Below are 12,634 nucleotides of genomic sequence, written 5' to 3'. Positions count from 1 at the left end.
CCCTTCACGATCAATTCCCGGGCGTACAAATTGATACCCTGATTTATAAAGAAACAACACCTCTGTTGCAAAACAATCCGCACCTTAACCGGGTGCTCTGTATTGACCGGAAACTGAAAGGCTTTGCAAGGCTGAAGGCCGAACTTGGACTGGTGTTTGAGACACGGCGTACTCGTTACGATGCCGTGGTGCATTTAACCGACCAATGGGTTGGTGCCCTGCTCGCTCGCTTTTCAAATGCGCCCGTGCGCGTACAAATGGCCTATGCAAAACGCGACAAGGCCCTGTGGCACGCCTGCTTTACACACCGTGTGGTACCCCCACCCCGGGGGCAAGCACACGCCGTGGAGCTAAACCTGCTGTGCCTGCAAGCCCTGGGCGTAAACCCCCGCAGCCTGCGCGGTGAAATGGTACTGCGCCCAAGCCCTGAAAACCTGGACAAAGCCGACAAACTTTTGGCTGGGCACAGAGTGAACGGACCATTCGTATTGATTCACCCCGCTGCCCGTTGGCCTTTTAAGTGCTGGGAAGACGACAAGTTTGCCGACGTGGTGGTGCATTTGCTGAACCAAGGTTTGCACGTGGTACTCACCTGCAGCCCTGACCCAGTGGAGGTGGCGATGACAGCCGAAATAGAACGCTTGGCACGCGCCAAGTTTTCAACGGGTTCAGGCCAGTTGGTGAATGTGGGCGGCAAAATGAGCCTGCCCCTGTTGGCGGCTTTGCTGAAGTTAAGCAAGTTTTATGTGGGCGTGGATTCCGCACCCATGCACATGGCCGCGGCATTGAATGTGCCGCAGGTGGCGCTGTTTGGTCCCTCTTGGGTACAGGAATGGCGGCCGTGGTCGGACAAAGCCACCGTTATTTATGCGGGCGACTTTGGGCCACTTCCCCACCCGGACAGCATCAATACCGACGACACCACACGACTTCTGAGCGCAATCCCCACGGATGTAGTGATTCAGGCGGTGAACAAACTGATTGACTGAGCTCGCGTACTGAGTTCACACACTGAACGTACACAATGAGCCGTCCCGGCCGGCCTGTTCAATCAAGGCTTGATTTCGGTCGTTTGGTTCTGAATGGAATGCAGGTAATGGTATTTGCCCTGCTTGGCCAACAGTTCCTGGTGGGTGCCCTGCTCAATCAATTTGCCCTGGTCCAGCACGATAATGAAATCGGCCGTGGTCAGCGTGGACAATCGATGCGCAATCACCAAAGTGGTTCGACCATGGCGCAGTCGCTCCATGTCCTCTTGAACTTCACGCTCCGCTTCAGAATCGAGTGCAGAAGTGGCTTCATCGAGAATTAGAATTGGGGCGTTTTTAAGGAATGCCCGTGCGATTGAAATGCGCTGACGCTGGCCGCCAGAGAGTCTCAGTCCATTGTCGCCCAGGACCGTATCAAGCCCATTTTCCAGTTTCTCAATAAAAGGCAGGGCATTGGCCATGCGGGCAGCATTTAAAATGGCTTCATCGCTGGCACCACGCATTTCGCCGTAAGCAATGTTGTTGCGCACGGTGTCGTTCAGCAAATGGCTTTCCTGGGTGACCACTGCAATTTGGCGGCGAAGGCACTGCAAATCCCATAGTTTCAAATCAACACTGTCCAGCTTCACTACACCGCTTGTGGGGTCCAGAAAACGAGGCAGCAAGTTGATCAGGGTTGACTTGCCACCGCCCGACACACCGACGATACCCACCGTTTGCCCGGGTTTGACCCACAAATTGATGTCCATCAATGTAGGCGCTTCAGCACCGGGAAAGGTAAGCCCCACTTTGTTGAATTCAATGTAACCCAGCGCTCGATCAGTGGTGTGGGTGCCGCTGGAATTCTCAACCGAGCGGTCTACAACCCGGAATACGTTGTCAGCAGCCGCCAAGCCTTTTTGAAGTTGCTGGTTGATGTTGGTCAGGCGCTTCACCGGGGCCAACAACATCATCATCGCGGTCATGAAAGAGGCGAAATCGCCCGCAGTCATGCTGTCGCTTTCAGCCAAAATGCCGGCGAAATACACCACAGCAGCCACAGCAGCGGCAAGTATCCACTGAACAATTGCGGAGTTGGCCGCGCTGGTGGCCACCAGCTTCACGCGCGACTTCATGATTTCATCCGCGCTTTTCATAAAGCGATCGGTCTCCACCTGCTGCGCACCATAAATCTTGATGATTTTTTGAGCGCCGATTACCTCAGAAATGCTTTGCACCAAATCGGCATGAGAAGTTTGCGCATTGTGTGCAAAGCGGTTCAAGCGCTTGGCTGCCACCGACACACCAATGGCAATCAAGGGAAGAATTGCAAAGCAGATCAAGGTGAGCTGCCAATTGGTGTACAGCAAAATGGCCATGAGGCCGATTACGATTGCACCGTCACGAATCAGCACGGTGATGATATTGAAACCCGCTTCGGTGACTGCATCCACATTGGTGGACACGGTGGAGATAATTTTACCGGCGGGCTGTTCCACAAAATACGAATTGGGAAAACGCAAAATGCGGGACAGCATGTCAAACCGCAAGTCGTGAACCACCAAGCCAGCCAGCTTGGCGCTGCAATACTCATTGATGTAAGTGGCCAAACCGCGGATGAGGAACAACACAATGATAATGACCGGCAGCCACTTCGCCATTTCGGTTCGTTCACCGGAAAAGTTCTCGTCGATCAGCGGCTTCATGAGACTGGCAAACAACGGTTCTGTGACGGCAGCAAACACCAAGGCGATCAATGATGTTGTGAAAAGCGGCCAATAGCGCAGGCTGTAGGAAAGCAGACGTTTGTACAGGCCTTTGGCGGTGTAATCGATTGTGTTGGGCATTCAGCGTGAACGTGGGTTGGATGGTCGAAGTTTACACGGTTGTGTGTGGCAAGCGAGTGCGACTCAAGCGTCGCGTGAATCTTGACGCTTTTTGAGCCAACTCGGCAGTGGGTTTGCCTGTTACGAACTTCAAGAAAACCGCCCCGTTTGGATTCATTCGCTGCGTTTGGCGATTTGCCAACACCGAGACTCGGCCATGTGTTTTGCCGAGCGAGGTGAGCAAGAATGAATTCAAAAAGGGATGAAGCGGTTTTCTGTGAGGAATCAGGCAACCCCGACGAGTTGGCGACAGCGCCGCAGTTTCCGCCAAACTGGCTGATCAATTAGCCAAACACCCACTTGGCATTGCCCTCACCCAGCCAGCCCTGCATTTCAACCAGAAGGTCTTCTTCCGGGCGCACCTTCCAGTCGCTGCTCAGTTGCGCCACGCAGGCAGCCTGGCCATTGTGATAGTCAATTTCGACCAAACAACCCTGCACGGGATCGCGGAAAGGCTCCAGCATGGCGCGCAGCTTTTCAGCATCCGATTGCCCGTTCATGCTCAGCCTCAAGCGGCTGACAAAGTGGGCCCGGGCACTGGCCAGTGAATACAGGTTCTCGGCAGAAATTCGCAAGCCCCCGGTGTAAGAATCTTCAGAAACCTTGCCTTGCAGCACTAGTAGCGAATCTTCTTTGAGCAGGTTGCGGTTGGCTTCAAACTGCTCATTGAAAATAGACAATTCAACTTGCGCAGTAGAGTCATCCAGCAACACAACCGCCATTTTCCCGCGCTTGGTCATCATGGTCCGTAGCGATGCAATCACACCCGCCATCCACACCAAATCCCGACCCGGCGACAGGTCTTTCAACTTCAGTTTGACGAACTGCCGCACTTTGTCTTCATCGGCTTTAAACAGGTGACCACTGAAGTAGTAACCCAAGGCCGCTTTTTCCTGCTGCAGCTTTTCACGTTCGCTCCAGGTGGGCACATCCACCAATTCCGGTGGAGCATCGCCTCCAAGGTCTTCCCCAAACAAACTCACCTGTGCAGCGGTGGCGGCTTGTTGGGCAGCCCATTCCATGGCCTGCCCTGAACTGGCCAGCAACTTGGCACGGTCAGGGTTCAGAGAATCAAAAGCACCTGCGCGAATCAGTGCCTCAATCACCCGCCGGTTGATCTGTTTGCTGTCTACACGCTTCACGAAATCGAAGAGACTGGTGAACGGACCATTGGCGTTGCGCTCGGCAACGATTGCCTCACATGCAGCCTGACCCGTTCCTTTTACAGCACCCAAACCGTAGCGAATAGCGCTTGCACGCTTTTCACCATCAATGCGCACAGCGGTGAAGCGGAAATTGGACTGGTTTACGTCCGGACCCAGCATCGTGACCATGGTGCCGGCTTTCTTGCCCGGCACCTGACACATGGCCATGGCATCTTCGACAAATACCTTGACCTTGTCAGTGTCATCCATGTCTGAACTCATGGACGCAGCCATGAATTCAGCCGGGTAATGCGCCTTCAACCAGGCGGTATGGTATGCAATTAGCGCATAAGCAGCCGAGTGCGATTTGTTGAAACCGTATTCTGCAAACTTTTCCATCAAGTCGAAAAGCTGCTTGGCCACGGCTGGGTCCACACCACGCTCGGTGGCGCCAGTCGTGAAAATTTCACGCTGCTTGGCCATTTCCTCAGGCTTCTTTTTACCCATGGCTCGGCGCAACAGGTCAGCGCCGCCCAAGCTGTAGCCGGCCAGAATCTGGGCAACCAACATCACCTGTTCTTGGTAAACAATCACACCGTAGGTGCTTTTCAGGATGCCTTCGAGCTTGGGGTGAAAGTACCACTCCGCGCGCCCTTTGCCGGTTTTGGAGGTTTCCTTTTTACGGGCAATGAAGTCGTCCACCATGCCGGAGCCCAAAGGGCCAGGACGGTTCAGCGCCATCAAGGCAATGATGTCTTCGAAGTTGTCCGGCTTGAGCTTCTTTTCAAGGTCTTTCGCGGAACGCGATTCAGACTGGAACACTGCAGTCGTGTTGCCCTCTGAAAACAACTGGTACACCGCCGGGTCGTCCAGCGGCAAATCTTCCAAGCGGAAGTCGCGCTGATCTTCGTAGTTTTCCCGCACCCAACGCACTGCCCAATCCAGAATGGTCAGGTTGCGCAGGCCCAAGAAGTCGAACTTCACCAGGCCCACGGCTTCCACGTCGTCTTTGTCGTATTGCGACACCACAGAATCGGTTGAACCGTCAGCACAATACAAGGGACAAAAATCAGTCAACTTGCCCGGTGCGATCAACACGCCGCCCGCGTGCATACCCACGTTGCGGGTCAGTCCCTCCAAAGGCCGCGCCACTGCGATGATTTCCTTGGCCTCGTCTTCGTTTTCCACCCGCTCCTTGAACGTGGGCTCTTCATTCAACGCGCGTTCAAGGTCCCACGGGTCCGTGGGCGTTTGCGGAATCAACTTGGACAGGCCGTCGCAATACATGTAGGGCATGTCGAGCACACGGCCCGCATCGCGAATGACCGCTTTCGCACCCAAGGTACCGAAGGTTGCGATTTGGCTAACCGCATCGCGCCCGTAGTTTTGCTTCACGTAATCGATGACGCGGTCGCGGTTGTCCTGGCAAAAGTCGATGTCGAAGTCAGGCATGGAAACCCGCTCGGGGTTCAGGAAACGCTCGAACAGCAAGTCGTACCGCAGAGGGTCAAGGTCGGTAATGCCTAGGGCATACGCCACCAGCGAGCCTGCACCAGACCCCCGCCCTGGGCCCACAGGCACGCCATTTTTTTTCGCCCCAGTTAATGAAGTCTTGAACAATCAGGAAGTAACCGGGAAAGCCCATACCGATAATGGTGTCGCATTCAATTTTCAAACGCGCTTCGTATTCCGGGCGCATCTTTTCCCGTTCCTCAATGTTCGGGAACAAGTGTGCCAAACGCTTCTCCAAACCCTCCTTGGACAAATGCACCAAGTAGTCGTCAAGCGTCATGCCATCGGGTGTGGGGAATGCGGGCAACTTGGGCTTGCCCAATTCAAGCGTTAAATTACAACGCTGGGCAATTCGAATACTGTTGCGGATGGCGCTGGGAATGTCGGCAAACAGTTCTGCCATTTCCTGCGCAGTTTTGAAATACTGCTGCTCGGTAAAACGACGTGGCCTGCGCGGGTTCGACAAAATTTCGCCCTGTGCAATACACACCCGCGCTTCATGCGCACGGAAGTCTTCAGGCTTCAAAAACTGAATTGGGTGCGTGGCCACCACAGGCAGCTGCAACTTGGCCGCCAACTGACAACTTAAATTCACCAGGTTCTCGGCCTGGGTGGACCCATCGCGCTGAAGCTCAATGTAATAGCGCCCCTCGAAATACTTCAGGAATTTGCGGGCTGAGTCTTCAGCGCGGGCCATGTTGCCACCCAGCAAAAACTGGCCGACATCGGAATTAGCAAACCCGGAGACGGCGATCAGGCCATCACAACCTACCTCATCAAACCATTCAAACTTCAGCGTGGCTTTTCCGCGTTTCTGGTTGCGCAAGAAGGCACGGCTTAGAAGCTCGCAAAGTTGCAAATAGCCTTTATGGTTTTGCACCAGCAACAGCACGCGGGCGGGCTGTTCTTCATCGCGATCGCTTTCAATCCACACATCGCAAGCCGCAATTGGCTTGACACCGGCACCGCGTGCCTTGCCGTAAAACTTGATCAAACCAAACAGGTTGGACAGATCAGAGATGGCCAGCGCGGGCATGCCGCACCCAGCGGCGGCTTTAACAGCCTCGCCCACGCGCACCATACCGTCGAGCACCGAAAATTCGGTGTGCATGCGCAGGTGAACAAACGTGGAAGGCAATGTGGGGGATGAATTTGTCATCCCCCCATTTTATCCGCAAACGGATATTTGATTACAGCCGATTTACGTCTTGGGCCAACTATTAGCCGGCGAGCTTCTTGGCAAACTCAGCCACCCGGGCACCATAAACTTTCGCAGTTTCCAGGTCAGATGCAGGCGGAGTCACGTCTGCCGGGGCATTGTCCGATTGAGTCATCACACCCACCCAAGAACCCACGCGGTTCAGTTCATTGACGTCCCCAGGTTTCTGGGCACCCGGGGTGGCACTGCCCACCCAGATCATGCCGTGTTGCATGGCGTAGGTTACGAAATACTGAAGCGTGCTCAACTTGTCGCCACTCATGGAAAGCGAATTGGTAAAGCCGCCCGCCACCTTGTTCTTCCAGCCTTGGCTGAACCACACCTTGCTGGATGCATCCGCAAACTTTTTGAAGTCCGCCGAGGCACCGCCCATGTAGGTGGGTGAGCCGAAAATGATGGCATCAGCCTTGGCCAGTACGTCCCAAGTGGCGTCATTCACGTCATTGACTGAAATGAGGTGGGTTTGTACACCCGCCACGCCTGCTGCACCTTGTTCAACAGCCTGCGCCACTTTGGCTGTATGACCATAACCACTGTGATAAACAATTGCTACTTGTGTCATTTTTTACTCCCTCGTTGTTTTAACAATCAAGCGGGCAAGTCGAAGAAAAGTACCTCGGCCTGTTCGCTCACATCAAAATTCAGTTCCCGCTCACCGGCAATCAACAGAGCATCTCCGGTTTGCAGCAACACATTGCCCACGCTCAGCGAACCCTTGGCCACATGTAAATAGCCTTTGCGTGCAGGGTCCAACTCACGGTGTACGCTTTGATTGCTCAAGCGGCCTGCGTACATTTTTGCGTCCTGGTGAATGAAGGCGATTTTCTTCGCATCAGCCTCGGCCCTGTCGCCTGTCACGATCAGACCAAGCTGACCGGTGATTGTGTCCACATCCAGATCGTGGTCCTTGTAACCAGGCTCCACGCCATTCACGGCAGGCTCAATCCAGATTTGCAGCAAGTGAGCCACATCGGTTTTGTGCGCATTCATTTCTGAATGTCGAATACCGGTGCCTGCACTCATACGCTGAATCTGATTGGGCTTGATGGCTGAACCACCACCCAAACTGTCGCGGTGGCTAAGCTCACCGCCCAACATGTATGTAATGATTTCCATGTCGCGGTGACCGTGCGTGCCAAAACCGGTTTGAGGCTGAACCCAGTCTTCATTGATCACGCGCAGGGGGCCGAAACCCATGTGCTTGGGATCGTAGTAGCTGGAAAAAGAAAAGCTGTGATAGCTCTCAAGCCAACCATGGTTGGCGTAACCGCGCTCATTGGATTTTCTGATCTGGAACATGTTCAACCTCCTGTTGAATGATGAATTCAGTGTAGGTGGTGCCATGCGGCCAAACAAGGCGTAGAATTTGACGAACTCATTCAAAAAAACTGAACCCATGACCATCAACCTCGACAGCCTTGCCCTGCTTGAATTGATTGAAGCACGGGGCAGTTTTGCCGCCGCCGCAGTGGCCCTGAACAAGGCACCTTCGGCGATCACCTACCAACTTCGGCAACTGGAAGACAGTCTGGACGTTCTGATTTATGACCGATCTGGCCACAAAGCCAAACTCACTCCTGCAGGAAAAGCTTTGTTGGAAGAGGGTCGCAAATTACTTGAAAGCACCGATGCACTCACCAAGCGCGTGAAAGCCGTGGCCAGTGGTTGGGAGGCCGAGCTGCGGATCGTGCTGGATTCCGTGGTGCCGTTCGAAAAGGCCATACCCTGGATTCAGGCATTTGATGCGCTGGAAAGCCCGACACGGCTGCGTTTCTCAAGCGAGGTGTTGTCGGGCACCTGGGAGGCTTTGTACTCAGGTCGAGCCGACCTGTTGATTGGCAGTCGCCTGGATCAAAACCAGTTTGCCAGCGCCACCGGGCTGCACATTCAAAGCTTCGGGCAGTCGCTGTTTGTGTTTGCAGTGGCCCCAAGCCACCCGCTGGCCAATGCAGAGGAACCGCTGTGCATCGACACCATTCGCCAATACCGTGCGGTAGCAGTAGGCGATACATCCCGCAACTTCAAACCGCTTACTTTTGGTTTGCAAAGCGGGCAGGCTGTGCTGACGGTGCCCAATCTTCAGGCCAAGGTAAAGGCACAATTGGCAGGCCTGGGCTGCGGCTGGCTACCCTGGAACTTGATTGAACAGGAAGTAGCCAACGGCGATTTGATCGTGAAGAAAACCGAAGATGTAACCCGGCAAAGCAGCCTTTGTTTTGCCTGGCAACGCGGCAGCCAAGGCAAGGCGCTGGACTGGTGGACCAAACACTTGGCCACGGTGCAGCTGAACTTTCAACCACCCCAATAAACCGTGTTGTTCAATATGCCAACACACGCGCCGTACATCGGCCGATTTGCCCCGTCACCCACGGGTCCTTTGCATTTGGGCTCCCTGGCCACCGCGCTGGGTAGCTTTCTGGACGCGAAGGTACACCGTGGGCAGTGGCTTTTGCGTATTGAAGACATCGACGAGGGGCGCTGCGACGCCACCTCTGCTGAACATATTCTTCGAACTTTGGAACGCCACAGCCTTCAATGGCAAGGTGAAGTGTGGGTGCAATCAAAACGGCATGCATTGTATGAAGCCGCTTTGAAACTTTTAGACACGGGAAACCTGACCTACCCCTGCGCCTGTACACGCAAAGAAATTGAGGACGCCAATTCACTTCGGACACCTGGCGAAAACCGCATTTATCCGGGGACTTGCAGACATGGTATGCCCGCTGGCCGGGAAGCCCGAGCCATTCGTTTTCGTTGCCCGGGAGCACCCATTGCCTGGCACGACCACAGGCTGGGACGGTTTGAGGACGACTTGAACACCAGCAGCGGCGACTTTGTGTTGAAACGAGGCGATGGATTTTGGGCCTACCACCTGGTCGTGGTTGTCGATGATTTGGCCAGTAAGGTAACGCACATTGTGCGCGGTGAAGACCTGACCGACACCACCGCTCGACAAATTGCAGTGTGGAACGCTCTGCAAAGCGGGCTTGAGACACAAGCCATTGTGAACACCCCGGCCTATTGGCATTTACCCGTGATTTTGGCCGAAGACGGGCAAAAACTTTCCAAACAAACCGGAGCTTTGGCAGTGCCTGAACACGACCCTGTGTTGAACTTGAATACCGTGTGGCAACACTTTGGTTTACCAAAAATAAAAGCCACTACACCAGTGCAGTGGCTTGAATTGGCAACCCCGATTTGGGCGAACTACCGAGCAGCGCAGGCTGCCTAGTTTCCAAGCTCAGTTTCTAGGACTACCACCCAACAAAAACGCCACAGGCGCGGCATTCTTGTTTTTTGGTTTGTTGTTGCCAACCGAAGACTGACCTGAAGCAGAGGCTTGAGCTGCGGCCTTGTCTTCCTTGGATTCCTGATAGGGCTGATTGAACAACGAGTCTTTCACGCGTGTTTGCGCCAGTTTGGCGCGCAGGCGCTCATATTCAGCATCACGATGAATGGGGGCATTGTCGTTAAAACGCGCACCTTGATACGACGTGTCACGCGCCGGGCGACGCTCACGGGCTGGTGCCGCTTCATCACCGCTGCGCGGAGGGCGACGGTCAGAGCGACCCTCGTAGGTGCGGCCCTCATTGCGACCTTCGCTGCGACCCTCGCGCCCGCCTCTCTCTTCCCTCGGCGTTCGTGCGCCTGGCACAAAACCTTCGAGTTCTTCGCGCACAAAGGCCTTGCCGATCAGCTTTTCAATGTCTTTCAAGGCACGCTCATCGCGCTTCACCACGAATGAATATGCAGTTCCTTTTGCGCCGGCACGTCCAGTGCGGCCAATGCGGTGCACATAATCCTCTGGGGTGGTAGGCAGGTCGTAGTTGATCACGCAAGGCAGATCAGCAATGTCCAAGCCGCGTGCGGCCACATCGGTCGCCACCAGCACAGTTACTTCACCCGCCTTGAAGGCTTCCAGCGACTTGGTTCGCTCTATCTGGGTTTTGTCACCGTGAATGGCTGTGCTCGACACACCTTCTTTTTCAAGGTGGCGCGCCAAACGGGCAGTGCCCAGCTTGGTGTTTGAAAACACAATCACCTGACTGAGCGCCTTGCTTTGAATCAGGTGGCAAACCGCCATGCGTTTGTCTTCTTCGCTGTCGAGCGCGAAAATAACCTGTTTGATGTTCTCGGAAGTTGCATTGCGGCGAGCCACTTCAATCAATGTGGGCGACACCATAAAGCTTTTGGCCAGCTTCTGAATTTCAGGCGAGAACGTAGCGGAGAACAACAGGTTCTGGCGGGTTTTGGGCAACAAGTTAATGATTCGTTGCAGGTCAGGCAAAAAGCCCATGTCCAGCATGCGGTCTGCTTCGTCCAACACCAGCACCTGCACTTGGCCCAAATTAATACTCTTTTGCTGAACATGGTCCAGCAAGCGGCCAGGTGTAGCGATCACCAACTCAACTCCACGGCGCAGCGCCTGGATTTGCGGATTGATGTCCACGCCACCGTAAACCACGGTCGAACGCAAAGGGGTGTGTTTTGCGTAGGTAAATACGTTGGCGGCAACCTGATCTGCCAACTCTCGAGTCGGCGTCAAAATCAGCGCACGAACAGGGTGGCGGGCTGGCGAGGTATTCTCAGTGGCCAGCGGCATCAAGCGGTTCAAAATCGGCAATGAGAACCCAGCTGTTTTACCTGTGCCCGTCTGGGCAGCACCCATGACGTCGACGCCGGTCAGCACCACGGGAATGGCTTTGGCCTGAATTGGTGTGGGTTTTGTATAACCCTGTTCGTCGATGGCTTTCTGGATGCTGGGATGCAGCGCGAAGTCTGCAAAGGTTACATTCGCGAGGGCGGCTTCTTCAGCGGCGCTGATGGTATTCGGTTCAGTTTGTGTCATGCACGCATTCTAAGCCTATTTGGTGCTTATTATTTGTGCAATTGCTTTAAATTCACCTGCTGCACCGGCTGGGTGCAGCAAATGTACTTTTCATACAACAGCGGGCGAGCTGACCAAGCTTACAGATTTTCAGCAATGAACTCATCGACATGCTTCACGGCCAAACGCCCCGCATTCGCTTGAGAGCTTTCAGTGCCCCAAGCCACGTGTGGCGTGATAATGCAGCGCGGGTGTCGCCACTGCACCATCAGGTGATCCCGGGGAGGAGGTTCCACCTCCAGTACATCCAGCGCAGCGCCACCCAAATGGCCACTTTCGATCGCCTGCTTCAAGGCATCGAACTGCACCAGGCCACCGCGAGCGGTATTAATCAGAATTGCGCCCTTTTTCATTTTGGGGATGGTGTCGGGACCAATCAAACCCTTCGTTTGCTCATTCAAGGGGCAATGCAGGCTGAGCACATCGCTGTGGGCCAACCCATAGTCGAAAGTCACATATCCCTCACGAGGCTTTTCAACACCCTGACGTTCGATGTGCAAAATAGTCATGCCAAAAGCCTTGGCAAATTCAATCAGCTTGCCGCCAATCGCACCGCTACCCAACACACCAAGGGTTTGAGTGTGCAGGCCGCGCATCGGCAAAGTATGGAGGCAGAAAAACCGCGATGCACTCCAGCTGCCATCGTGCACCAGCGCTTCCCACTCGGGTACACGGCGGGTCAACTGCAAAATACACGCCATTGCATGCTCAGCCACGGATTCGGGGCCGTAATTCACCACATTACTGACCTTGATGCCACGCTCAGCGCAGGCTGCCTTGTCGACGTTGTCGGTACCCGTGGCCACCAATTGAATCATTTTCAGTTTAGGTGCTGCGTCCAGCTCGGCAGGGCCAATTTTCACCTTGTTGATAATCAGAATTTCCGCATCCTTGATCCGCTCTTTTAGCGTATCCACCGTAGTGAAAGGGTATTCGGTCCAAGTATGTGCGCACTCTGGACGGGGCAAAGGGGTACGTACGGTTTCGCTTTCCAGCCAAACAATGTTCATGGTGTC

General features: G+C 54.5%; 8 protein-coding genes and 1 pseudogene. 3 read left to right on the top strand and 6 right to left on the bottom strand.

The annotated features are described in order from the left end of the window. Positions 1 to 989: putative lipopolysaccharide heptosyltransferase III (rfaQ, locus tag A0129_RS12375; protein WP_291715395.1), on the top strand; the 989-nt coding region annotated here is incomplete at its 5' end. A gap of 62 nt (positions 990 to 1,051) precedes the next feature. Here rfaQ and msbA read toward each other — a convergent pair. From msbA to A0129_RS12355, 4 genes and pseudogenes are all read right to left on the bottom strand, one after another. After that, the gene (msbA, locus tag A0129_RS12370; protein ID WP_291715393.1) at positions 1,052 to 2,815 is read right to left on the bottom strand and encodes a lipid A export permease/ATP-binding protein MsbA; all 1,764 of its coding nucleotides are present in this window, start codon (positions 2,813 to 2,815) and stop codon (positions 1,052 to 1,054) included. A gap of 323 nt (positions 2,816 to 3,138) precedes the next feature. After that, a pseudogene (dnaE, locus tag A0129_RS12365) lies at positions 3,139 to 6,670 on the bottom strand (DNA polymerase III subunit alpha). 61 nt (positions 6,671 to 6,731) lie between these two features. Next, positions 6,732 to 7,292 carry a flavodoxin family protein gene (locus A0129_RS12360; protein WP_291715391.1) on the bottom strand — a complete coding sequence of 187 codons (561 nt, stop codon included), beginning with the start codon at positions 7,290 to 7,292 and terminating at the stop codon, positions 6,732 to 6,734. A 26-nt stretch (positions 7,293 to 7,318) separates the two neighbouring features. Then, positions 7,319 to 8,029, bottom strand: coding sequence for a pirin family protein (locus tag A0129_RS12355; RefSeq protein WP_291715389.1), 711 nt, complete (start codon positions 8,027 to 8,029; stop codon positions 7,319 to 7,321). 97 nt (positions 8,030 to 8,126) lie between these two features. Here A0129_RS12355 and A0129_RS12350 point away from each other — a divergent pair, with 97 nt between their 5' ends. Further along, positions 8,127 to 9,038, top strand: a complete 912-nt coding sequence (locus tag A0129_RS12350; protein ID WP_291715397.1) for a LysR substrate-binding domain-containing protein — start codon at positions 8,127 to 8,129, stop codon at positions 9,036 to 9,038. 15 nt (positions 9,039 to 9,053) lie between these two features. Continuing rightward, positions 9,054 to 9,962 carry a tRNA glutamyl-Q(34) synthetase GluQRS gene (gene gluQRS, locus A0129_RS12345; protein ID WP_291715387.1) on the top strand — a complete coding sequence of 303 codons (909 nt, stop codon included), beginning with the start codon at positions 9,054 to 9,056 and terminating at the stop codon, positions 9,960 to 9,962. 9 nt (positions 9,963 to 9,971) lie between these two features. On the opposite strand, the gene A0129_RS12340 is transcribed toward gluQRS, so the two are convergent. Both A0129_RS12340 and A0129_RS12335 read right to left on the bottom strand, forming a co-directional pair. Beyond that, the gene (locus A0129_RS12340; protein ID WP_291715384.1) at positions 9,972 to 11,579 is read right to left on the bottom strand and encodes a DEAD/DEAH box helicase; all 1,608 of its coding nucleotides are present in this window, start codon (positions 11,577 to 11,579) and stop codon (positions 9,972 to 9,974) included. A 119-nt stretch (positions 11,580 to 11,698) separates the two neighbouring features. Further along, a complete protein-coding gene (locus A0129_RS12335) occupies positions 11,699 to 12,628 on the bottom strand; it encodes an NAD(P)-dependent oxidoreductase (RefSeq protein WP_291715382.1) in 930 nt (309 codons plus the stop codon). Positions 12,629 to 12,634 lie beyond the last annotated feature (6 nt).

It is taken from the genome of Limnobacter sp. CACIAM 66H1 (assembly GCF_001601825.1).
Lineage (GTDB): Bacteria > Pseudomonadota > Gammaproteobacteria > Burkholderiales > Burkholderiaceae_B > Limnobacter.
The sequence above is the reverse complement of the archived record's forward strand: the minus strand, read 5'-3'. Positions and strand labels throughout refer to the sequence as shown.